This window comes from Vreelandella zhaodongensis (assembly GCF_013415115.1).
Taxonomy (GTDB): domain Bacteria; phylum Pseudomonadota; class Gammaproteobacteria; order Pseudomonadales; family Halomonadaceae; genus Vreelandella; species Vreelandella zhaodongensis.
Window position 1 is genome coordinate 613804 of record NZ_JACCDD010000002.1, and the last position, 23725, is coordinate 637528.

Consider the following 23725-nt stretch of genomic DNA (forward strand, 5'->3'; position numbering starts at 1 on the left):
CCTAGAGAGATGGCGACAGGCTGTCGAACGGTATCTAGCTATGATACACAAGAGAGTAGTTGCTTAAGAGCGCTACGCAGAAGAAGCCCATGTAGGGCAATACATTCAGTGGCAAGGCATGATGCCGCTCAAAAACGAACAATTAGTGCAAGGACGGACGTTGTGGCACGTTTTTCGCGATCAGACTTTACGCTGGAGAGTTTTCGCCGCCAATTAGCAAACGTGGATGCTTTGCCCCAGCTTTGTGTGCTGGGTCTGGTATCCGGGGTGATGACAGGCGCGGTGATGGTTGCTTTTCGCCTGTTGCTAGAAGCAGGCGCTGCGCTCTATATGCCCGACGGTAACCCAGAGGCATTTGAAGGACTCTCACCCTGGCTGCGCTCGCTACTGCCGATTATCGCTGTGACGTTAATTGGCACGCTACTCTATCGCCAAAAAGCCACAGCTCGTAAATTAGGTGTTGGTCACGTGATAGAGCGCCTCACCTATCATCAGGGGCGCTTTCCATTACGAAATTGGTTAAATCAATGGTGGGTGGGCGTTGTTTCTGTGTTGGGTGGGCTTTCAGCGGGTCGTGAAGGCCCTGCTATTCATTTAGGAGCGGCGGCCTCGAGTGGTCTGGGGGTAAAGCTTCGCTTACCCAATAACAGCTTAAGAGTTCTTGTTGCTTGCGGAACGGCAGCAGGTATCTCGGCGTCGTTTAATACGCCAATCGCGGGTGTTATCTTTGCCATGGAAGTGGTCATGATGGAATACACCCTGATGAGCTTTATGCCGGTGATTCTTGCCTCTACGATGGGGGCGTTAGTCGCACAACTGGTGTACGGCAATGAACCAGCATTCCGCATTCCTGAAGTTGCCCTTGGTTCGTTGATGAACATTCCTTGGGTTGTCATTATTGGTTTGGTCATCGGTCTGTTGGCAGGCTTGTTTATTCATATTTCTCGCAGCCAGTACCTCCAACAATGGCCGCTATGGCTGAGGTTAGGCGTGGTCGGTGTAGCAACAGGAGCCGTCGCTTGGTGGTTTCCCGAAGTACAAGGCATTGGCTATGACAGCGTCGCCGCCATGTTGAATAACCAGCTTGGCGTTAATGTATTGCTGGCACTGGTGATTGCGAAGTTACTGATAACGGCGATTACTGTGGCCGGCGGCGTACCGATTGGCATTATTGGCCCTGTATTAGTCGTAGGTGCTGCCACTGGCGCGTTAGGAGGAATATTAGGCGGTTGGTTATGGCCTGACAAAGCCGCAGACCCTGGGATTTATGCCATGCTAGGGATGGCGGCAATGATGGGGGCTGTACTGCAAGCGCCACTTGCCGCTTTGATGGCGTTGCTAGAACTAACGCATTCACCTCATATCATGCTGCCTGGCATGCTAGTCGTCGTGGTTGCCTGTTTGACGTCCCGTCAGCTTACCGGCTGTGAAGGCTTTTTTATTAGCTCAGTGCGCTATGGATTGCATCCGTTACAGCAGCCTTTGATGCAGGCGCTTTCTCGTGTTTCTGTGCCAGCCGTCATGGAACGTCGTTTAGTTCGCACTGAACGCATGATTACGCTCGACCAAGCACGACGGCTGCTGGAGAGCGGTCCTATATGGCTGGTGATTGAGCGTTCCAGTGCAGAAAAGCCGGTGCTAGCGCTAAAAGCCGCAGAGCTTGCGCGCTGGCTACTAGAGCATGATGAGGCACTGCAAGGGGAAGCTCCGCCAGAAGATGAATTAATTGATTTAGTTGAAATACCGGGCCAGCGGCTCGAGATGGCTCCAATAGGATTGCAGGCAACGCTGTCGGAAGCATTTCTATCACTTCAGAATAATGCGTTGGGTGCGCTCTATGTCGTGCACGGTTATCGGCCAAAGCAGCAACGAATTTCAGGTATTATTACCCGTGGATCTATTGAGCGTTATTATCACTATGTGGATCCCCGTGATGCTGATTCCCAGCAATGAGCCCAATGCCTAAGGAGAGACCATGTATTTATGGGTAAAGGCCATTCATTTAATGGCCGTTGTTACCTGGTTTGCTGCGTTGTTTTATTTGCCGCGGCTATACGTGTACCACGCTATGGCGCGGGATACAGGCGATGAGCAAGCGATGACTTACTTTAAAACCATGGAGCGTAAGCTGTACCGTGGGATTATGACGCCGTCGATGATTATTGTGCTGATCTTTGGTGGCTGGTTGCTTTACCTAGTGCCTGCCTGGTTTAGCCAAGGTTGGATGCATGCCAAGCTGACGCTGGTGGCACTGCTGATCGCCTATCATCATGTCTGTCTCATTTATTTGAAACAATTTGAACAAGCGCGCTGTACCAAAAGTCACGTGTTTTTCCGTTGGTTTAATGAAGCGCCCGTGATTGCTCTGATCGCGATTATAATTCTGGCGGTGGTGAAGCCCTTTTGATGCGCCATCCTCTTCCCCCCGTTGTTTTAGTGTTAGCAGGCCATGACCCCACCGGTGGAGCTGGGCTAGTGGCTGATAGCGAAGCGATAGCCGCCTGTGGTGGTTGGGCAGTTACCATTCCAACCGCACTGACCGTTCAAAACTGCCATAACGTGATACGTATATGGCCGGCTGACCCAGCCGTCATGCGTCAAACGGCAGAGGCGTTAGGCGACATGCAGATTGCTGCCATTAAATTAGGTTTGTTGGCCAATGAGGCGACCTTGCGTGCTGCGGAACAAATTATTCGCCGCTTTCCTGGCGTGCCGGTGGTCGCAGACCCCGTACTAAAAGCTGGGGGCGGTGCTGAGTTATCCACACCCGAGCTGCAGAAACTTTATAGTGATCGTTTACTACCGCTTGTGGATATTTTAACGCCAAACCGGTTTGAGCTCGCGGCGCTGACGCCTGAGATAACTGACCCTTATGATGATACGGCTCGCGCTGTTGCGCTACTTTCCCAGGGCTGTCAGGGAGTATTAGTCACTGCCACCGACGATCCATTGCCGCCGGGTAATGTTCAGCAGGTCGTGCATACGTTGCACTCTCCTGACACAACACGCCAATGGCAGTGGCCGCGGTTACCTGATGTATTTCACGGGTCTGGCTGTACGTTAGCATCAGCGCTTGCCGCACGTTTAGCCGTTGGTGAACGCTTACCAACTGCTTGTGAACAAGCTCAGCACTACACCTGGGAGAGTTTGTCTCATGGTTATCAGCCGCCTAGTGGTCAGTGTTTACCGAATCGCTTGCCACGCCCCGTACGCTTTTGATTTCATTGGTAGTAAGCCATTAATGTTGAGGATGCCATGACCACATCTGCTGAACTGTTTGACCTCGCAAGCCGTCACATTCCGGGGGGGGTTAACTCCCCCGTTCGCGCCTTTAAAGGTCTGCATCGCCCGCCTGTTTTTATGGAGCGTGCCCAAGGTGCCTATTTATTCGATGTGGAAGGCAACCGCTACGTTGATTATATCGGCTCGTGGGGGCCAATGATCACTGGCCACGCCGACCAGGATGTACTGGCCGCCGTGCGTGCACGTTTAGATAATGGCCTCTCCTTCGGTACACCGACAGCTGTTGAAACCACCATGGCCGATCTCATCTGCGAGATGATTCCTTCCATGGAAATGGTGCGCATGACCAGCTCGGGTACCGAAGCAACAATGTCCGCGATTCGCCTGGCACGTGGCACGACGGGGCGTGACAAGATTGTGAAGTTTGAAGGGAATTACCACGGCCATTCGGATTCACTGTTAGTGAAAGCTGGCTCTGGCGCACTCACTCATGGCGAACCTAGCTCGCCGGGTGTCCCCGCTTCATTGGCTGAGCACACCATCACGCTCTCATTTAATGACCCCGAAGGTGTCGAAGCGTGTTTTGCTGAGATTGGAGAGCAAATTGCCTGCATTATTGTGGAACCCGTTGCAGGCAATATGAACTGCATTCCACCTCAGCCGGGCTTTTTAGAAACCCTGCGTCGGGTGTGCAACGAGTACGACAGTGTGTTGATTTTTGATGAAGTGATGACGGGTTTCCGTGTCGCGCTGGGCGGTGCTCAGGCGCATTACGGCGTGGTTCCTGACCTCACCTGTCTGGGTAAAATCGTCGGTGGTGGCATGCCCGTTGGCGCGTTTGGTGGCAAGCGTGAAATTATGCAGAACATTTCACCACTGGGGCCGGTTTACCAAGCAGGGACACTTTCGGGTAACCCACTGGCCATGGCGGCAGGCGTTGCCTTGCTGACCAAGCTACAGGTGCCAGGTTTCCACGACGCCCTTTCCCAGCGAGTGCAAACCCTATGCACTGGCCTGCAAGAGCGTGCTAATGCAGCGCGTGTGCCGATGATGACCCAGTCAGCGGGCGGCATGTTTGGTATTTTCTTCACCTCACAATCCCGTGTGGATAACTTTGCCCAGGCGACTGCCTGCAACCCTGATGCTTTCCGTCGTTTCTTTGGTGCTATGCTAGACCATGGTGTGTATCTAGCTCCTTCTGCTTATGAAGCGGGCTTCATGTCCAGTGCCCATACGCCGGAAGATATCCAGTTAACGTTGGATGCCGCAGAAAAAGCCTTTGCCGTTATGTAACATAAAGTAAAGCGCCTGCTACACTGCAAGAGCCGCTCCTATTGAGCGGCTCTTTGGTTAGTGAGGTAAACACACTATGAAACGGCAACCGGCTTGGAACGCTTCACGTTTTAACGACATATTGTTAACCGCTGTTCTCACCCTTGGCCTACCGTTCACGGGGATGGCCGCACAGGAGCAGGAGATGACCCAGATCCACATCACCATGGGCGGCACACCCGGCGCGGAATTCTCAGCCCAGTGGCGCATTACTCACAACGATGAAAGCATTGAGCACCCCGAAGCGCGTGGCACAGTGCCCGCTGAATTTACCTTTGAAGGCACCACCTTAGAAGGCACGGTAAAACTGCTAAGTGATGACGAGCGTTTAGAAGTAGATATCGTTAAAGGTAGTAACCGCTCGCGTTCTTCTACCCAGGGGAAAGGTGGCACACTGTCGGTTGTCGTGCGTTAAGTATAAAAAAACCGCCCCGTTCGGGGCGGTTTCTTGAGCTAAGTAAGTACTTAAAAAAGTATTTATAAACGTACCTAGTAAGCCTCTTACCACTGAGTAGTGATAGCAGAGTTGTTGTTGCCTACTTGTGAGTGGTTCGCATAGGCAGCACCGCTATTTTGGCGGATAGTTGATACGTTATTTTGTCCTGTCTGGTATACAACGGCTTCATGACCAACACCGTTTTGGTAAATCCAAGATGCACTTAAATCAGCAAACTCTTGAGTCACATCTGCTTTATTTAAGTCACCTGTTTGAGAGACAAAGCTCCATGTTTCATCACTATTATTGGTCTGAAGAATATCGGCTTCGTTGTAATTGCCTGTTTGCTCAATAATAGAGTCACTCCAGGATGAGTTATTAATCTGCTGGACGTCTGCTCTATTGTAATCACCAGTTTGATTGACCCAGGAGTCGTTCAGCTGACCACCTAGCTGATCTACACTGGAAGTATTGTTGTTGCCAGTCTGATATACAATCGACTCTTGACTATTGCCAGTTTGATGCACATCTGACGTATTGTCATCACCCGTTTGAGTTACCCGAGAGAATTGACGAGGTCCTGCTTGTGTTGTTTCTGCATAGTTATCGTCGCCTACTTGAGTAATTAAGGACGTACGAATGCTAGGGTGGGAAAAGCCATCCATATTTGCACGTAGAGCATTTTGAGCATCAAAAACCGGGTTTGCAACATCATTAGCTGTCTGTGTTGTTGTAGAGTCGTCATAGTCACGTGCCTGTGCAGAGAAGCTAACAGCTATTGCAACAGCAGCAGCGATAACAGTCATTTGAGTTTTCATGGTGTTTCCCCTTTTTTCGATCGGCTTGCTTTGGTTGTTTACTGAGAAGCAGCTGGCTACTCAGTAGGTATCGATAGTGACCGGTCGTGCGTTGCCCGAATGATTTTGTTGCTGGACACTTACACCACGTAAGCCACTGCCCGATTGTGAAATCGTTACGTCTCCGCTGGCACCTAATTGGTAGATATCAGCTTGAAATGAAAAATTGTTTCCGTGTTGGGAAATATTGGCAGTATGGTTATGACCAACTTGCCATATAACACCAACGTTATTGCCGTTGTTCTGAATAATGCTTGCCTGGTTGTTATTTCCGCGCTGATATATCTTCGAAAAATTTGCAAACTGATAGCTTGCTGAACGTGATTGAGTAACACTTGCGTGGTTGTTGATACCTTGTTGCTCTATAATGCTTACATTATTTTGCAGCATAGATATATCTACTTGATGTGCATATTGAGCCACTCTTGCATTCTCTGCTAGGGATAACAAGTTACTATTTGCTTCTGCTGAAACCGTATTGCTTGTTAGCAAGCCAATCATTACTAGCGAAGCGCCATAGTTCTTAGCGCTTGCTTTGCTAGTTACTGAGTGGCGGCTTAAGGGTTTCATTTGTTTTTCCTTTTGAAACTTTGTGTGTCTTTTTGTTTCATGGATTGAGTTTGGACTATTTGAAAAATGACGCCATAAGAAAATTTATTAATCTTAAGATTAGTTTTTTTGATTAATATGAAATATTTTTTTTTAACAATATAGTCATCAAGTGATTAGATATCTGGTTATTTGACTTATAAATTTTTGAATTTTGTTGGATAAAAAAAAGACCACTCAATGAGTGGTCGATAATAAATAATTTATTATGTTCCCTTGGATTAATGGTTACTAGCCAACGACTTTACTGCAGTTTTGCAATTCATATTTACGCTGGAAAGCTACAGCATAGGTATTGGTGCATTTAGGTAGTCATTTAAAATCGTGTCTTGAAGGTTAGCCCCTGGTGCTAAATTCCACAGACGGTTTTCGATACCCCGAGCGACAAGATGAATAACCGCAGATTCAATGGCTGACATTACCGCCAGCTGAACAGGCTCATTGGTCGTAATACCCACCTCAGCTTCTAATAAACGCCTGAAGTCGATAAAGCGGTAAACCCCAGCACGTAGCTCTTTGGAATAGATCGTTTTGGTCGTCGTGACGTTGGCTAATATTTCACCGGTTGATATCTCGACGGCGCGTAAATTAACGGTGACCTGATCCACCTGATATTGGCCCGATGCCCCAATGCCAAAGTACTCAGCGCCTGCACCACCAGTACGTATATTCGACTCGTAGGCAATAATGCCACCTTCGAGCATAACGGATGCGGCTCTTAACGATGGCAGCGTATCGGGCTGCCCAAAGCGCTCGAACTCTGCGCGAATGATGCGACGTTCAGTTAACAAGTTTTGTAGCCCGACGCGCTCAAGTGGAATAAACCAGCCAGAATCAGACAGCGCGCCGGTGAGCATTGCGGCCGCTCCCTGGGTTACCGCGGTCGAAAAAGTACTGGCGGGTGCGGGTCGGTATTGTCCAGTCTGGTCGCGGAAGTCATAGACTGAGACAAAGATTTTCCCGGATGGCGGTGGTAATGATATGAGGTCTTGGTAGGTTGCTCCCCTTGGGGTAAGCGTCGCTTCCGCACCTTCTAAGTTTTCAGACGTTGCCACCATCCCAGCACAGCCGCTAAGTAGGCTGGCGATGACAATTGAGGCGATAATTTTCATGGTGATCCCCTGACAAAGCAGATAGCGTTAGTCGTTATTCTGATGGTTAGTTATTAGCCTTCCCTGTAGAACTAGGGATTAAATAACCCTCCAACGCTAATCTCTGTTATATCCCCAGTTACCTTGTCTACAACTCTAACGACTAATTGGCCGCTACTATCGCTCACTACAACACCAAACTCGTTGCTATCGAAACTTCCTTCACTCACTTCTCCACGGCTAACATCCGATATTAATTGCGATATCAAACGACTTTCTAAGCTTTGCAATAATCTATCTGTTGATGATGTTGGTTGAGCTCGGCGGGCACTTGGGTCGGTATTCTTATCCTGTGCCTGAGCTTTACCTAGGAGGTAACTGCCAACAAAGGGGTCTCCACCAAATGAAGGATTAATTGGTCGATAAATCAATTCTCCCGAGTGCACTTGGGTGCCGACACCCATTAAAGCAATTACTGCAGCACAGCCGATTTTTTTGCTCGCTTTCATTAGAATAACTCCTCTTTTCCCAGGTCTTTGTCTGAGGTCAGGGCAGATGCCAGCTGCTGCCGGATAAGTGCCTCCTCGACAACTTGTACAGCTTCTCCTGCTACTTGGTCAGCTTCGCTAATCCTGGGAGAGAGCTGTGTTCTGAAGTACAATCGATTACCTTCTAATACTGCGATTTGGCTACCCCAACGTGCATCAGGGCGCTCTTGAATAGTAATGGTGGCATTACCAATAATTAGGTTATCCATTGCCTGCTGACTAAACGCGCGATAGAACGTTTTACCTGCCATGGTGACGGTCCGGTCGACCATAATGCCGGTAAGCTCGCTGCTTCTATTTGAATGCCCTTGAACTTCTGGCCCATCAGGGCTTGATAACTCATTAATGGCATCGACTTCCGCTTGTTCGTTTATTGGTAATGAACTGGCGGGTTCGTTAGCTAATACGCTAGTAGTAAGTAAAAAGTAGATAGCCAAAAAAATTAAACAACAGCGAAGTAAATACATAACTATGTCCTCCCCTTAATGGCTAACGGTTTCTCTGTAAGCTGCGAGCCGTTTCAATATTGGGTAGAATGGGGCCCAGGTTTTGATGAATCCAGTTGAGTGCCTGAATCCGATTATGTACATTTATTTTTCGAAAGATATTGTAAAGGTGGGATTTTACGGTGTGTTCACTAACAAAAAGCTTTTCAGCAATTTGTTGATTAGATGATCCTGCACTTAATAAAGAAATGATTTCCATTTCTCGATTAGTTAACCCACAGGCAGGCCGGAATGCATTACTTTGGTACTTACGATAAAAAAGTATGAGTTTTGCCATTAAATCACGAGACATCCAAAGCTCATCATCTAATAAGGCATGGATACCTTTGCAAAAGACCTCTAAACTCTCATTGCGATAAAAAACTCCTTTTAGTTGAGCGCATGAGAGGGCTTCCAGAGCGTGATCCATATCACGAATATTGAATGCAGCTAACGGTATTTTGGTTAGGGCTTCCGGTAGTTTTTCTTGCCACTCTGGTAATGTATCTACGCTGATATGATCACTATCTATAAGAATAAGTAGCTTTTCAGCGTTGGAAGATGGCAGCGCTGCTTCCGGTGAGTAGATGCTAATTCTACAGCCAGTATGCTCGAGCAAATAGTCTGCAAATAGCTGCGATTGTGGACTTTTTTCAGTGATGATATACACCAAACCAGTGGTCTTTTCCTGCGACATGGGTAAGCCCTCGTGGAAAGAAATAGTGAGTGGGTACTCATCAAATTGTTGCCTATAAGATACAGTTCGTAAAGTTTTGTTATTATGAAATTGGTGAAATCAATTCAGACAGTGTTATTCTTTTTGGAAATAATGTTAATAAATATATGTTTTTATTGGTTTATTTTTTTATTATTAGCTATCTATATATTAGTAAGTGTTGCTTACATTTAGTAACGTTTTAAGTGCTTTAGAAGAGAATTGTATCTGCGTAAACTGATTCTCTTTCATCTGGAGATATCGCGATGTCCTCGCCTAATACGCTTGTGTTGGCTAGTAGCAATACAGGTAAATTGAAAGAATTCAATCAGTTGCTATCTCCTCTTGGACTAGATGTTCGCCCACAATCTGAGTTTGGTGTGGCTGATGTAGAAGAGACAGGCCTGACATTCGTGGAAAATGCCTTGTTAAAGGCACGTGAAGCTAGCCGAATTAGTGGGTTGCCTGCATTGGCAGATGACTCAGGTCTTGAAGTTGATGCCCTCCAAGGCGCGCCTGGTATTTATTCAGCGCGTTATGCGGGTGAGCCAAAAAGTGATCAACGAAATAACGAAAAGCTAGTAAGCGCGCTTAGTCACTGTGCTGAAGGCCAGCGCGGCGGGCGTTACTGGTGCGTATTGGTATACCTACGGCACCCAGACGACCCAGTACCGGTTATTGTCCAGCGTAACTGGGAGGGAGAAATATTGGCTCATCCACGTGGCAGTGGTGGGTTTGGCTATGATTCCTTATTCTGGTTGCCAGACCAAGGCATGAGTGTTGCCGAATTACCGAGTGAAACTAAAAATCGTCTTAGCCACCGTGGCCGTGCTTTACAGGGCTTAGTCGAGCTTTTGAAGGTGGCGCATGGCTGAGGTATTGCCACCCCTATCACTCTATATTCATACGCCATGGTGTGTGCGTAAGTGTCCTTATTGTGATTTTAATTCTCACGAGCCAAGCTCTCGCGAGCTGCCTGAAGCCGCTTATCTGAATGCCCTGTTGAGTGATTTGGACGGTGATTTACACCTGGCCAGCGGGAGAGAAATTCAAACGATATTTATTGGCGGTGGCACGCCAAGTCTGCTATCGCCAAACTTTTATGATCAATTATTCAAAGAGATAAGCTTTCGATTACCGTTCTCTTCTGGGATTGAAATTACCCTTGAAGCGAATCCAGGAACGACTGAGCAGCAACGTTTTATTGGCTATCGAGAAGCGGGCATTAACCGTCTATCGCTGGGCATTCAGAGCTTTCGTCCTGAACAGCTCAGTGCACTTGGACGCATTCATACTGGCGTAGAAGCGATCACCGCTGTTCAACAGGCGCGTAAGGCAGGATTCGATAATCTCAATATTGATCTTATGCATGGGCTGCCACAACAAACCCCGGTTCAAGCGATGGAGGATATTGATCAAGCATTGGCTCTGGAGCCAGAGCATCTCTCCTGGTATCAGTTAACGCTTGAACCTAATACGGCGTTTTTCTCTCATCCGCCTGTGTTACCAGAAGAAGAGGCTCTCTGGGACATTCAAGAAGCTGGCCATCAACGCCTTGAACAAGCCGGTTTGCGGCGCTATGAAATTTCCGCCTACGCGCGAACGGGACAACAAAGTCGCCACAACATCAATTATTGGCAGTTTGGCGATTATTTGGGTATTGGGGCGGGAGCTCATGGCAAGCTGACCACGGTCGATAGCCAGGGGCAGCGGCATATTGAAAGGCGCTGGAAAACACGTCAGCCAGAGGCGTATTTACGCCGTGCAAATGATCCACGAGGTTTTGTGGCAGGCAAGCAGCCAATTGCGCAGGAAGAGCTGCCTCTTGAGTTTGCTATGAACGCACTACGCTTGACCGACGGGGTAAATATGGATGTGTGGACCACCTACACAGGGTTGCCCCAGACTGTGTTACTAACACGGTTACAAAGTGCTTATGAAAAAGGACTTTTAATGGAAATGCCGGAAAAGCTGCGTGCGTCGCCACAAGGTCTATTATTCTTGAACGAGTTGCTGGCATTGATCAGTGATCAGCGATGAACAGTGCAATTACCCCAAAAGATAAATTAGGAGTGAGTGATGCGTATTTCTCGACTACTGACACCGTTAGCGGTTGCCGTTCTGGTCGCTGGCTGTGCCACCTCTGATCCCTACGGCGGTCAGACGCAACGCTCAAGCACGGCAACGGGTTCGGGCATTGGCGCGGCGGTTGGCGCGGCAGCGGGTGCGCTTTCTGGTAGTGGCAGCACAAGTCGTCGTGACCGTGCACTGATTGGTGCTGCCGTAGGTGCAGCAGCAGGTGCTGGTATAGGCGCTTATATGGATCGTCAAGAGCAGCAACTGCGTAATAACCTGCAGGGCTCGCGGATTGAAATTGATCGCCGCGGCGATGACATTGTATTGAATATGCCTAGCAGCGTTACCTTTGGTTTCGACTCATCAGAATTAACGGCTGACGCACGTAGTGCACTTAATGAAGTGGCCAACGTGCTAGCTCAATATACGGATACGCGTGTCAACATTGCCGGTCATACCGACAGCGTTGGCGACCCTAACTATAACCAGCGCTTATCTGAGCGGCGTGCTCAGTCGGTAGGCAGCTACCTAAGCCAGAATGGGGTGTCATCCACGCGTCTTAACACGATGGGGTATGGTGCCAATCAGCCTGTCGCTAGCAATGACACAGAGCAAGGCCGTGCACAAAACCGCCGCGTAGAAATTACCTTAACACCGACGGGTAACGGTCAAGGCTAATCGAATTATTCACTCTCGGCATTGCCGAAAAAAGCCCGCTATGCTCACATAGCGGGCTTTTTTTCGATTCATTGCTAGCGAGACTGCCATGCTGTCTTATCAACATGCTTACCACACCGGTAACTTTGCCGATGTACAAAAGCACTTAACGCTGTGTGTAGTCACTAATCATTTATTACGTAAAGAATCGGCTATTACATATGTCGATACCCATGCGGGTAGAGGACTGTATCCGTTAGCCACCAAAGAGACTCAGCGGTTACAAGAGTACCGCGAAGGGATCTGGCCGCTGTGGCAAGCTCGCCAACGGCTAACAGACCCTCTGCTAAGCCACTGGCTAACGATGCTGGAACGCGCCCAACCGGTGGCTAGTGAGCTTACCCATTACCCTGGCTCGCCCTGGTGGCTCGCGTATTCGTTACGTGAACAAGATCAACTTAAACTGTTTGAGCTTCATCCGGGTGAGCATGAGCATTTACGTACGCAAATGCTTCCCCAGCAGGCACAGCGGGTCTATGGGGATGGCTTAGCCGGTATGTGTGGGCTAGTTCCGGTGGCAACACCGCGCTTATGCGTGCTAATCGACCCGAGTTATGAGCGTAAAGAGGAGTATCAGGAGGTGGCTGATACGGCCATTTACACCCTGGCAAAAGCTCGCCATGGGATCGTGTTAATCTGGTACCCATTATTACCAGCAGGCCACCACTGCACACTACTCGCTCGTTTGAAGGAGAGCGGCATTCGTAAAATTTGGCGTAGCGAGCTTCAACTGCACGCGCCAAGCGAACAAGGCCGTGGAATGTATGGCAGCGGCATGCTAGTCATTAACCCGCCCTGGGGGATAGATGAGCGCCTAGCCGCGGCGATGGCACACATCACGCCGCTACTAGGCGGGGAATGTGGCTACCGAGCAGAGTGGCTGGTTGAGGAGTAGTCGATCACTTGCTTAGCGGTCATTTGCCAATACAGAAACTGCCGAAGATCTCGCCAAGCAGGTCATCAGCGCTGAATTCACCGGTGATTTCGCCTAATGCTTGCTGGGCGTCACGCAGGTCTTCGGCGAGTAGCTCGCCTGCACCATAGCCATCGAGTTGGGCACGCCCTGTTTCCAGTGCGGCCATTGCACGATCCAGGGCATCCAAGTGGCGTCTTCGAGCAGAAAAGCGCCCTTCGGTAGTGGCAGAGAACCCCATGACATCCTTTAGGTGGGTTTTTAAATTATCCACACCCGCATTGGTTTTCGCTGATAATCTGACGATAGGTGTGTTTGTGGATAACTCAATTCCAGCCGGTTCGGCGCTGGTATCGATTTTATTACGTACCAGCGTTAGGCGCGTTTGGTCGGGGAGCCTTGCGACAAATTCTGGCCAAATGGTCATGGGGTCGGTGGCATCAGTAGTGGAAGCATCTACCAAAAGTAGTACTCGGTCGGCTTTTTCGATCTCTTCCCAGGCGCGGGCAACGCCTATTTTCTCTACCGCATCGGGGGTATCTCGAAGTCCTGCCGTATCGATAATGTGCAGCGGCATACCGTCAATATGAATATATTCTCGCAGCACATCTCGGGTGGTGCCGGCAATATCTGTAACAATGGCCGTGTTCTGCTCGGTTAGTGCATTGAGCAGACTAGACTTGCCCGCATTGGGGCGGCCAGCAATCACCACGCTCATTCCCTCGCGTAGCAGGGCTCCTTGCCCTGCGGCTTTACGTACGGCCGTGAGCGCCTGCTGGACGCCTTCTAAATGTGTTGCGACGTGACCGTCTGCTAGAAAGTCGATCTCTTCTTCAGGAAAGTCGATGGCGGCTTCTACGTAGACCCGTAGCTCAATCAGTCGCTCAACCAGGGCTGATACTCGCTGGGAAAATTCGCCTTGCAGCGAGCGTACCGCATTTTCAGCCGCTGAACGGGAGGTTGCATCGATCAGGTCGGCAATTGCCTCGGCTTGAGCTAAATCGAGCTTGTCATTGAGGAAAGCGCGCTCTGAAAACTCGCCTGGTCGTGCTAGGCGTGCACCGAGTTGTAAGCAACGCTCCAACAGCATATCCATAATGATGGGACCGCCATGTCCTTGCAGTTCCAGTACATCTTCCCCAGTAAAGGAGTTCGGGCCGTTAAACAGTAGGGCGATCCCTTCATCAATAATGCCCTCAGCGCCCTTAAACGGGCCATAGTGGGCGTGACGAGAAGGGGGGCGCTGTCCGAGTATCGTCGTGGCGATATCGTGGCAGGCAGGGCCTGAAACGCGAATAATGCCAACACCGCCGCGGCCTGGAGGCGTTGCCAAGGCGGCGATAGTGTCTTGGGTATAAAGTCGTTCAGCCATGGCGAGTTCCATTTCCGGATCTTAAAAGAGTGTGGCGTTGTTGGGCCTGAAACGCCAGACCCCCGCTTGAGCGGGGGTCTGGTGTGGTGAGGAGAGTGCGTTACTTGGTTCGCATCCCTTTACCCACGCTTGGGTCATTCTCAATGTTGCGCGTAATAACATACTGCTGCGCGACCGAGATAATGTTGTTGACCACCCAGTAGATAACGAGACCAGCCGGGAACCACAGGAAGAAGAAGGTGAAAATGATTGGCAGCATTTTCATAATCTTCGCCTGCATGGGGTCTGGCGGTGTTGGGTTCAGCAGCTGCTGAACATACATCGAGATACCCATCAAGATCGGCAAAATGAAGTAGGGATCTTTAACCGACAGATCCTGAATCCAGAACATGAACGGTGCGTGACGCAGTTCAACCGACTCTAACAACATCCAGTAAAGTGCGATAAACACCGGCATTTGTACCAGAATGGGTAAACAGCCACCCAGAGGATTGATTTTTTCCTTCTGGTAGAACTTCATCATCTCCTGAGACATTTTCTGGCGGTCATCGCCATACATCTCCTTGAGACGCTGCATTTCCGGGCCGAGCTTACGCATACGCGCCATCGACTTATAGGCCTTGGCGGAAAGCGGGAAGAGGGCCAATTTCACCAATACGGTCAGCAGTACAATTGACCAGCCCCAGTTACCGACGATGTCGTGGATTTTATCCAGTAACCAGAACAGCGGATTGGCGATAAACCAAAGCCAGCCGTAATCCACGGTCAAGCGTAGATTCGGAGCGACCTGTTCAAGATAGTCTTGAACCTTAGGACCCATATAGAGAGTCGCGCCTAAAGAAGCTTCACTGTTGGCGGCAATACTTGTTGTGGGGCCTGCAAAAGCGGCTACGTTACGATCGCGTGAATCAGTCGTTGCGTAGTAAAGGTTTTGCTGGTTTTGCGGGGGAGCCCAGGCAGATACAAAGTAGTGCTGGATAATTGCTACCCAACCACCTTGGGCATCGCGGTTCTCAAAACGGCCACGCTGGATATCGTCAAAATCGATTTTGTCGTAGCGAGTATCCGGCGTTGAGTAGGCAGCTCCCAGGTAGGAACTCATGCCCATAGCGACGCCACTGGATGGATCTGGACTGTTATCACGCGCTAATTGACCGATGAAACGCGCACTAACCGGTGCATCTGTATTGTTCGCTAAATAATAGCTGACATCGACCGCATAGCTTCCGCGTGCAAAGGTAAGTCGCTTGATAACGTCGACACCGTTGATTTCGGCCACCAAATCAACGCTTAGCTGATCGTCATTATCACCCAGACGGTACTCTGTACGCTCAGGTGTGAAGACAATACGGCTAGCTTGACCATCCAGTTGGAGACCTGAACGAGCGACATAGCTACGCGTCGCGTTGTCCGACAGCAACACGTAGTTGCGATCTGAATCCAAAGTCAACTTATGCTGTGGTAGCGCTGCATACACAATATCGCCGCCATGCGGGTCAATGCGCAGGTCTAGGACATCCGTGGTGACCGCAATAAAATCTCGGCTTGCGGTGTCACTCTCGGACGCATCTGGAATGCCTTCGCTGATGGCATTTTGTGGTGCTGATGCACTGGGTACAGCGAAGTCGCCGTCATTGCTAGTATCGCTGACGGGGGCTCCATTGTTACGTTGAGTGATCTCAGGCGTCGAATCATAGGTTGTCTGCCCGTAATCCTGATTCCACTGCACAACCAATAAGTAGGCAAGTAATGCTAGTGGAATCAGTAATAAAAGTCGTTTTACGTCCATGAGGGTTCTGCCCGATGGGTGGTGAACATGCTAATGGCGCAGTGTCATTTACTCGACCCAAGACACGCGAAAGCCTGCCAAACGGCAGGCCGAGGTCGAGCGGCGAGGTGTGTCGTCAAGCGTCACGTGTTACGCCATTAGGCGGAGAAACGGCGACCGCCTTTGCGTCGTGCTGAAGTCGTTTCCACATGCCGTGTAACTGGCGAAAAAGCGTTTCGTTGTCGATATCCTGTACGCCACGTTTAGCCAATATCACGATATCCACAGAGGGTAGGTGATCCTGGCGGTGACGAACGGATTCCCGAACAAGTCGCTTAAAGCGGTTGCGATCAACAGCAAGCTTCACATTTTTTTTGCTGACCACCAGTCCAACGCGAGGGTGCCCGCGGGTAGTCAGACGCGCTAGCGCCATCATACCTTTACCATGAACTTTCAGGTCTGCCTGTTCAAACACGTGACTATAGTCCCCGGCATTTAACAAACGTAAGCACCGGGGAAAGCCTTGATGCAGCACACGCAATCCGAGATCAGGCGCTCAGACGCTTGCGGCCTTTGGCACGGCGGCGTGCGATAACGGCACGGCCGTTTTTGGTTGCCATACGAGCACGGAAGCCATGCGCGCGCTTGCGCTTGAGAACGCTAGGTTGAAAAGTGCGTTTCATAACTCGTTATTCCCACGTGGTTTAGGACGGAAATTGAATTCCAAAAGGCCCGGTCCAGTGAGGAACTAGCCGGGGAGTTTCAATTCAAGACCGGAAATTGTAGAGACTTCCGGCGCTAGGTGCAATTTTTCCTTGCATAAAAAGCGTGATCAAGGCAATGCCGGAGGGCAATGGGTCGTTTTCACGTTAACCAACCATATCACTACTATTACTAATTAAGTTATTTAAAACCAACTGTTATTAATAGTGGGGATACTAATTGTGGATAAGCGATTTTAAATGATTAATATCAAGATATTGAAGATATAAAAAATCTGTGGATAAGCAACGAATAAGCCTTAAATAAGCTGTTGATTAGGTGTGATCAACAGGCAAGAACTTGGCTCGGAGTAGAGTTGTCCTCAAGCTACCAGCGATTTTTCCTTAGCCCTTACGAGCAGTTGTCCACAGGGTAAAAAGAGGCCTGAGTGCGTGTGGATAACCGGCTCGTTGGGCGCTACAATGGTCGGCCGTTTTCAACTGATGGTGAGATGAGTGTCACTCGCGCTTTGGCAACAGTGCCTGGACTACCTGCAGGACGAACTGAATTCACAGCAGTTCAATACCTGGATACGTCCGCTGCAGGCAGAAGAAGGAGAGACCAATGAGCTTCGCTTATTGGCGCCGAACCGCTTTGTGCGCGACTGGGTGAGTGATAAGTATGCAAAGCGTATTAGTGAACTAATGCGTGAGCTTGCGCCGTCTAAACCTCCTAAAGTTAGTTTAACAGTGGGGAGTCGCCAGACGGCTGCGCCCGCCCCGCAGCCAAGAGAATTAGGGAACCCCATTTCAGCGACTCCGGCTCGACCGTCAGCGCCAGCGGTTCATACATCATCACGTCGTGATAATAGCGACGAGCGTGATATAGATAGGCTGCGGGAAGATAATTCTGCAAACCGTCGTGGCAATGAACGCCAAGTTCAAGTTGAAGGTAGCTTGAAACACAACAGTGGTCTCAATCCTAATTTTACCTTCGATACCTTTGTTGAAGGTAAATCGAACCAACTTGCTCGTGCGGCATCACGCCAGGTATCTGAAAACCCTGGTGGCGCATATAACCCACTGTTTTTATACGGTGGTGTTGGCTTGGGTAAAACCCACTTGATGCACGCAGTAGGCAACGCGTTGGCTGGCCGCCGTGAGAATGCCCGTGTGGTGTATCTACACTCTGAGCGTTTTGTCGCAGACATGGTGAAAGCACTCCAGCTAAACGCGATTAACGACTTCAAGCGCTTTTACCGCAGTGTGGATGCTCTACTGATTGATGATATTCAGTTTTTTGCTGGTAAAGAGCGCTCCCAGGAGGAGTTTTTCCACACCTTTAATGCACTGTTAGAGGGCGGTCAGCAGATGATCCTGACATCTGATCGTTATCCCAAAGAGATCAGTGGTGTTGAGGAGCGTTTGAAGTCAAGGTTTGGCTGGGGTCTGACCGTGGCTATTGAGCCACCGGAGCTTGAAACCCGTGTCGCTATTTTGATGAAAAAAGCAGACCAGGCGAAAGTAGATCTCCCACATGACGCTGCCTTCTTTATCGCTCAGAAAATTCGCTCAAACGTGCGTGAGCTTGAAGGGGCGCTGAAAAAAGTTATTGCTGACTCGCACTTCATGGGTAAAACCATCACCCAGGACTTTATTCGCGAATCGCTTAAAGATTTATTGGCGCTGCAGGATAAACAGGTGGGGGTCGATAATATTCAGCGTACCGTTGCTGAATATTACAAGATCAAAGTCGCTGATTTACTTTCAAAGCGGCGTTCTCGCTCCGTCGCGAGACCACGGCAAGTGGCAATGGCGCTAGCCAAGGAACTGACTAACCACAGCCTGCCTGAAATAGGTGATGCTTTTGGGGGGCGCGACCATACCACCGTGCTTCATGCCTGTCGTAAGGTAAAAGCGTTACAAGAAGAAAATGCGGATATCCGCGAGGATTACAAAAATCTTCTTCGCCTGCTAACTAGTTAACCCATTTTATTTGGGCCTGCCATGTGGGCCCTTGATGATACAAAACCGGAGTATCGATGAAATTTACCATTTCCCGAGAGGCGCTGCTTCGCCCGCTGACTCTGGTGGCAGGCGTAGTCGAACGACGCCAAACGCTGCCTGTGCTCTCTAATGTACTGATCCAAGTAGAGGGTGATCAGGTTGCTTTAACGGGCACAGATCTAGAAGTTGAACTGATCGGGCGTACGGTGGCAAGCCAAGTAGATCAAGAGGGCGCGGCGACTGTTCCTGCCCGTAAGCTGATGGATATCTGTAAATCGCTGCCTGATCAATCAGAGATTCAACTGGGTGTTGAAGATGGGCGAGCAGTGCTGCGCAGTGGCCGCTCCCGTTTTACGCTTTCAACGTTGCCGGTTGCTGAATTCCCCAATATTGAAGATGCTGATGGAAGCCAAGAGTTAAGCGTTCCACGAGGCATTTTGAAGCACTTGATCGAGTCGACATCATTCGCCATGGCGCAGCAGGATGTTCGCTATTACCTCAATGGTATGTTGCTCGAAATACAAAGTAACTTGCTACGCACGGTGGCTACCGATGGTCACCGTCTGGCGATGTGCTCACGGCCTATTGATGTTGTGGTTGATCAGTCTCAGAAGCTCATTGTGCCACGTAAAGGCATTTTAGAGCTTTCTCGCCTGTTAGATGACAGCGATGAACCGGTGAGCCTGACGCTGGGTTCAACCCATGTGCGTGCCCACACAGGTGACTTTACGTTTACCTCTAAGCTGATTGACGGCAAGTTTCCTGATTATGAACGCGTTGTGCCACGCAACGGCGATAAGGTATTAATCGCCGAGCGCGCTGAGCTGCGACAGGTCTTATCTCGCACCGCGATTCTCTCTAACGAGAAATACCGTGGTGTGCGGCTGTATCTTGAGGAAAACAACCTGAAGGTAATGGCCAATAACCCTGAACAGGAAGAAGCCGAAGAGAATGTGGCCGTTGAGTATAATGGTGGCGCCATGGAAGTTGGCTTTAATGTTGGTTATCTAGTGGATGTACTGTCGGTACTTGATGAAGATCGCGTTCAGATGACGCTAGCGGATCCAAATAGCAGTGCATTATTAGAAGAGCCGGGCGGCGGCGATGCGCTCTATGTTGTTATGCCGATGCGTCTATAACTGCTATAAGTCACTAACGATGGCGGCGCTTCTCAGAGTAGAAGCGCCGTTTTCGCGTTTAGCACGGGTGGCAAGATTAATGGTCTTACTTAATGGCAATGGCTGATGAGTGTGAAGCGGCTTAACTTCCAAGGATTGCGCAATCTAGCGCCTGTCGAGATGTGTCCATCATCACGAATAAATGTGATTTACGGCATGAATGGCAGTGGTAAAACTAGCTTGCTGGAAGGCATTCATATTCTTGGTATGGGAAGGTCTTTTCGCACCCGACAGCTTAAGCATGCCATTCAAGCTGAAGCGCCGTATATGACGCTCTACGGCCGATTGTCAGGTGACCCTGAGGTTTCCATAGGGGTGAGGCGTTTGCGTGCTCAGCGAGAGCTTGAGCTGCGCTTGCGAGGTGAAAAAGGTGTACGCTTAGCCGAGCTGGTTGAAGCGATGCCGCTGCAGCTTATTAATCCTGATGCTTTTCGTCTGCTTGAAGGGTCGCCTGCTGGGCGAAGGGAGTTTTTGGATTGGGGAGTGTTTCACGTGAAACATCATTTCCTCGAAGCTTGGAAGCGGACACGTCGAGCAGTGAAACATCGGAATGCGCTTCTTAGGCGTGGTAGAATAGTGCCAAGTGAAATAGCGGTATGGGAGCACGAGCTAGCGCTATGGGGTGAGCAAATGGATATGCTGCGGCAGGCATGGTTTAGTGAGTTCTTGCCGGTATTTGATGCAACGCTCAACAAGCTGATTCCTTTGCCAGGTTTAACGCTGCGGTATGCAAGAGGATGGGATAAGCAGCGCTCTCTTGCTGACGTGCTTCACGATAGCCGTGAAACTGATCAGCAAATGGGTTTTACCCAGCAAGGCCCCCAGCGAGCGGATTTACGGATTAGGCTAAACAAGCAACCCGCTGTTGAAGTACTTTCCAGAGGCCAGCAAAAATTAGTGGTAAGCGCATTGAAGCTTGCTCAAGGTCGGCTTCTGGAAAGTATTGCACAACGACACTGTGTTTATTTAATTGACGACTTGCCTGCGGAGCTAGATGAACAGCATCGCCTTAAATTTTGCAATTTGCTTGAAGAGATGCAGTGTCAGGCATTTATTACTAGCGTCGAACCCACCGCGCTTCGAGGTATATGGAAACCCTCTACAGATATCGGCATGTTTCACGTGAAACATACTGAACTTGGGTTGAGCCAGTTACTGCCGGATGGGTAGGCGACATGGAACGAGACAGACTTCACGACGGAGTGGTCAATGAGCGAGCAGGCTTACGATTCATCAAGCATCAAGGTGCTCAAAGGGCTAGACGCAGTACGCAAGCGTCCAGGTATGTATATCGGTGACACTGATGATGGCACCGGGCTGCACCATATGGTTTTCGAGCTGGTGGATAACTCCATCGATGAAGCTTTGGCAGGCCACTGCAGTGAAATTCGAGTAATCATTCATCCGGACGAGTCGGTAACCGTAAGCGATAACGGCCGGGGGGTTCCTACCGAGTTGCATGAAGGGGAAGGCGTTTCCGCAGCAGAAGTTATCATGACGGTGCTGCATGCTGGCGGTAAATTCGACGACAACTCCTATAAAGTATCTGGCGGTCTTCATGGGGTAGGCGTATCGGTCGTTAACGCGCTTTCAGAAGAGCTGCGTTTAACGATTTGGCGCCAAGGTGAGGTGTTCGAGCAGATTTATCACCACGGTGTACCTCAGGCTCCGCTGGGTGTCGTGGGTAAAACTGAAAAAAGCGGTACCCGCGTACATTTTCGTCCTTCGCCAGACACCTTCGCTAATATCGAGTTCCATTTCGATATTCTCGCTAAGCGTCTGCGTGAGCTCTCCTTTCTAAATTCTGGCGTTGCCATTCGTTTAATGGATGAGCGTAGTGGAAAAGAGGAGCTGTTCCATTATGAAGGTGGCCTAAGAGCATTTGTTGACCATCTGAATAAGAATAAAACAGCGCTAAACCCTGTTTTTCATTTCAATGCCGTCCGTGAAGATGGCGTTGAAGTCGAAGTTGCTATGCAGTGGAGCGATACGTTCACTGAAAACATCTTCTGCTACACCAATAATATTCCCCAGCGCGATGGTGGTACTCATTTAGCCGGTTTTCGTGCGGCGCTAACCCGTACGCTCAACCACTATATTGAAGCGCAAGGTCTGCTCAAAAAATCTAAGGTCAATACCTCTGGCGATGATGCCCGTGAAGGTTTAACGGCAATTATTTCCGTTAAAGTTCCTGATCCCAAGTTCTCTTCGCAAACCAAGGATAAGTTGGTGTCTAGCGAAGTGAAGACAGCGGTTGAGCAGGAAATGGGACGGTTGTTTTCAGAGTACTTGATTGAAAAGCCCAACGAAGCTAAATCAATCGTTAATAAAATGCTGGAAGCGGCACGTGCACGTGAAGCCGCCCGTAAAGCTAGAGATATGACCCGCCGTAAAGGCGCGCTAGATATTGCAGGGCTGCCTGGGAAGTTGGCTGATTGCCAAGAGAAAGATCCCAGTCAATCAGAGCTTTATCTTGTCGAGGGTGATTCGGCAGGCGGCAGTGCTAAACAGGGCCGTGATCGTCGCACTCAAGCGATCCTGCCTCTGAAAGGTAAGATTTTAAACGTTGAAAAAGCGCGCTTCGACAAAATGCTGTCGTCAGCAGAGGTGGGTACGCTGATTACGGCGCTGGGCTGCGGCATTGGCCGAGAAGAGTTTAATCCCGACAAGCTGCGCTATCACTCGGTCATTATCATGACCGATGCTGATGTCGACGGTTCGCACATTCGCACGCTGCTGTTGACGTTTTTCTTCCGTCAAATGCCCGAACTGATTGAGCGTGGCCACATCTTTATTGCTCAGCCGCCGCTTTATAAAATCAAGCGGGGCAAGCAAGAGCTCTATCTGAAAGATGAGCAGGCAATGGTCGACTATTTGACCACCACCGCTCTCGATGGGGCAAGGCTGTATGTGAATGCTGATGCCCCTGGTATTGCAGGTTCTCAGCTAGAGGCGTTAGTTAATCAGTATCGCAATGTGATGAAACGAATCGACCGCCTGGCACGGGTATATCCTATCGAAGTGCTTAAGCAAGCGGTTCATGCGACAGCACTTCAAGGTGAGCCAAGTCTGAAAGATCGCGTCACCATGGAAAACTGGATTGCCGAACTGCAGAAAGCTATGGATGATATGGTGGCTTATGAAGGTGGTCCGCGTTATCACTTCTACCTTCAAGAAGACACCGAGCGTGGCCTATATTTACCTGCGGTATCGTTGATTGCTCACGGCGTTACTACCGAGTACGTGTGGGGTCTGGACTTCTTTGAAAGTGCGGACTATCGCGCTATTGGAAGTTTAGGTGAAACGTTGAACGGCTTGCTCGAAGAGGGGGCTTATATCGCCCGTGGAGAGCGCAAGAAGCCTGTTTCACACTTTTCCGAGGTGCTAGCTTGGCTAATGCAAGAAGGCCAGCGTGGGCTCTCTTTCCAACGTTATAAAGGTCTGGGTGAAATGAACCCTGATCAGCTGTGGGAAACTACCATGGATCCTGACAGTCGCCGTATGTTGCGCGTGACCATAGAAGATGCGGTCGCGGCTGATATGATGTTCAACACCCTGATGGGTGATGAGGTTGAGCCGCGTCGTGATTTCATCGAGACAAATGCACTGGTCGCTAATCTCGATATCTGACGGTCTGTGTTTTTAGTGTTTCACGTGAAACACTAAAAATGGCTTAA

23 protein-coding genes are annotated in these 23725 nt (G+C 49.7%); 13 read left to right on the forward strand and 10 right to left on the reverse strand.

What is annotated here, in order from left to right:
* The first annotated feature begins 162 nt into the window (after positions 1-162).
* The 5 genes from HZS79_RS06185 to HZS79_RS06205 all read left to right on the forward strand — a co-directional run bounded on the left by HZS79_RS06185 (position 163) and on the right by HZS79_RS06205 (position 4990).
* A complete protein-coding gene (locus HZS79_RS06185) occupies positions 163-1953 on the forward strand; it encodes a chloride channel protein (RefSeq protein WP_162218104.1) in 1791 nt (596 codons plus the stop codon).
* A 22-nt stretch (positions 1954-1975) separates the two neighbouring features.
* The gene (gene hemJ, locus HZS79_RS06190) at positions 1976-2407 is read left to right on the forward strand and encodes a protoporphyrinogen oxidase HemJ (protein ID WP_162218105.1); all 432 of its coding nucleotides are present in this window, start codon (positions 1976-1978) and stop codon (positions 2405-2407) included.
* Positions 2407-3219 (forward strand): bifunctional hydroxymethylpyrimidine kinase/phosphomethylpyrimidine kinase, encoded by an 813-nt coding sequence (gene thiD / locus HZS79_RS06195; protein WP_162218106.1) that lies wholly within the window; start codon positions 2407-2409, stop codon positions 3217-3219. Before hemJ ends, thiD begins: the two co-directional genes overlap by 1 nt.
* A 36-nt stretch (positions 3220-3255) precedes the next feature.
* Entirely contained in the window at positions 3256-4536 is a 1281-nt protein-coding gene (hemL, locus tag HZS79_RS06200; protein ID WP_162218107.1) for a glutamate-1-semialdehyde 2,1-aminomutase, read from the forward strand.
* 76 nt (positions 4537-4612) lie between these two features.
* Positions 4613-4990: a hypothetical protein gene (locus HZS79_RS06205; RefSeq protein WP_179927330.1), complete on the forward strand. Its 378-nt coding sequence runs from the start codon at positions 4613-4615 to the stop codon at positions 4988-4990.
* 86 nt (positions 4991-5076) lie between these two features.
* Here HZS79_RS06205 and HZS79_RS06210 read toward each other — a convergent pair whose 3' ends face one another.
* From HZS79_RS06210 to HZS79_RS06235, 6 genes are all read right to left on the reverse strand, one after another.
* Entirely contained in the window at positions 5077-5829 is a 753-nt protein-coding gene (locus HZS79_RS06210; RefSeq protein WP_179927331.1) for a hypothetical protein, read from the reverse strand.
* Between the two features lie 60 nt (positions 5830-5889).
* Positions 5890-6438, reverse strand: coding sequence for a hypothetical protein (locus HZS79_RS06215; protein ID WP_179927332.1), 549 nt, complete (start codon positions 6436-6438; stop codon positions 5890-5892).
* Positions 6439-6758: 320 nt separating this feature from the next.
* On the reverse strand, positions 6759-7589 hold the full coding sequence (locus HZS79_RS06220) for a CsgG/HfaB family protein (RefSeq protein ID WP_179927333.1): 831 nt from the start codon (positions 7587-7589) through the stop codon (positions 6759-6761).
* Between the two features lie 71 nt (positions 7590-7660).
* Positions 7661-8077: a curli assembly protein CsgF gene (locus tag HZS79_RS06225; RefSeq protein WP_179927334.1), complete on the reverse strand. Its 417-nt coding sequence runs from the start codon at positions 8075-8077 to the stop codon at positions 7661-7663.
* The gene (locus HZS79_RS06230; RefSeq protein WP_179927335.1) at positions 8077-8583 is read right to left on the reverse strand and encodes a CsgE family curli-type amyloid fiber assembly protein; all 507 of its coding nucleotides are present in this window, start codon (positions 8581-8583) and stop codon (positions 8077-8079) included. Before HZS79_RS06230 ends, HZS79_RS06225 begins: the two co-directional genes overlap by 1 nt.
* A gap of 22 nt (positions 8584-8605) precedes the next feature.
* Positions 8606-9298 carry a response regulator transcription factor gene (locus HZS79_RS06235; RefSeq protein WP_179927336.1) on the reverse strand — a complete coding sequence of 231 codons (693 nt, stop codon included), beginning with the start codon at positions 9296-9298 and terminating at the stop codon, positions 8606-8608.
* 284 nt (positions 9299-9582) lie between these two features.
* On the opposite strand from HZS79_RS06235, the gene rdgB reads away from it, so the two are divergent.
* The 4 genes from rdgB (at position 9583) to HZS79_RS06255 (ending at position 13004) form a co-directional block, all read left to right on the forward strand.
* On the forward strand, positions 9583-10191 hold the full coding sequence (gene rdgB, locus HZS79_RS06240) for an RdgB/HAM1 family non-canonical purine NTP pyrophosphatase (RefSeq protein ID WP_162219872.1): 609 nt from the start codon (positions 9583-9585) through the stop codon (positions 10189-10191).
* Positions 10184-11356: a radical SAM family heme chaperone HemW gene (hemW, locus tag HZS79_RS06245; protein ID WP_162219873.1), complete on the forward strand. Its 1173-nt coding sequence runs from the start codon at positions 10184-10186 to the stop codon at positions 11354-11356. The genes rdgB and hemW overlap by 8 nt, the downstream gene beginning before the upstream one ends.
* A 39-nt stretch (positions 11357-11395) precedes the next feature.
* Positions 11396-12070 carry a YiaD family glycine zipper/OmpA-like lipoprotein gene (locus HZS79_RS06250; protein WP_162219874.1) on the forward strand — a complete coding sequence of 225 codons (675 nt, stop codon included), beginning with the start codon at positions 11396-11398 and terminating at the stop codon, positions 12068-12070.
* An 88-nt stretch (positions 12071-12158) separates the two neighbouring features.
* Entirely contained in the window at positions 12159-13004 is an 846-nt protein-coding gene (locus HZS79_RS06255; RefSeq protein WP_179927337.1) for a 23S rRNA (adenine(2030)-N(6))-methyltransferase RlmJ, read from the forward strand.
* A 19-nt stretch (positions 13005-13023) separates the two neighbouring features.
* Here the strand turns inward: HZS79_RS06255 and mnmE are convergent, their stop codons facing one another.
* The 4 genes from mnmE to rpmH all read right to left on the reverse strand — a co-directional run bounded on the left by mnmE (position 13024) and on the right by rpmH (position 16845).
* Positions 13024-14394: a tRNA uridine-5-carboxymethylaminomethyl(34) synthesis GTPase MnmE gene (gene mnmE, locus HZS79_RS06260; protein ID WP_162219876.1), complete on the reverse strand. Its 1371-nt coding sequence runs from the start codon at positions 14392-14394 to the stop codon at positions 13024-13026.
* Between the two features lie 100 nt (positions 14395-14494).
* A complete protein-coding gene (gene yidC / locus HZS79_RS06265; RefSeq protein ID WP_179927338.1) occupies positions 14495-16183 on the reverse strand; it encodes a membrane protein insertase YidC in 1689 nt (562 codons plus the stop codon).
* Positions 16184-16298: 115 nt separating this feature from the next.
* A complete protein-coding gene (gene rnpA, locus HZS79_RS06270; RefSeq protein ID WP_162219878.1) occupies positions 16299-16697 on the reverse strand; it encodes a ribonuclease P protein component in 399 nt (132 codons plus the stop codon).
* A 13-nt stretch (positions 16698-16710) separates the two neighbouring features.
* Complete coding sequence (gene rpmH / locus HZS79_RS06275; protein ID WP_009723348.1) at positions 16711-16845, reverse strand: 50S ribosomal protein L34; 135 nt, start codon at positions 16843-16845, stop codon at positions 16711-16713.
* A 534-nt stretch (positions 16846-17379) separates the two neighbouring features.
* On the opposite strand from rpmH, the gene dnaA reads away from it, so the two are divergent.
* The 4 genes from dnaA (at position 17380) to gyrB (ending at position 23678) form a co-directional block, all read left to right on the forward strand.
* Entirely contained in the window at positions 17380-18849 is a 1470-nt protein-coding gene (gene dnaA, locus HZS79_RS06280; RefSeq protein WP_162219879.1) for a chromosomal replication initiator protein DnaA, read from the forward strand.
* 56 nt (positions 18850-18905) lie between these two features.
* Entirely contained in the window at positions 18906-20009 is a 1104-nt protein-coding gene (gene dnaN, locus HZS79_RS06285) for a DNA polymerase III subunit beta (RefSeq protein WP_162219880.1), read from the forward strand.
* 105 nt (positions 20010-20114) lie between these two features.
* Positions 20115-21218 carry a DNA replication/repair protein RecF gene (gene recF, locus HZS79_RS06290; protein WP_179927339.1) on the forward strand — a complete coding sequence of 368 codons (1104 nt, stop codon included), beginning with the start codon at positions 20115-20117 and terminating at the stop codon, positions 21216-21218.
* A 39-nt stretch (positions 21219-21257) separates the two neighbouring features.
* Positions 21258-23678 carry a DNA topoisomerase (ATP-hydrolyzing) subunit B gene (gyrB, locus tag HZS79_RS06295; protein ID WP_162219882.1) on the forward strand — a complete coding sequence of 807 codons (2421 nt, stop codon included), beginning with the start codon at positions 21258-21260 and terminating at the stop codon, positions 23676-23678.
* The last annotated feature ends 47 nt before the right edge of the window (positions 23679-23725 follow it).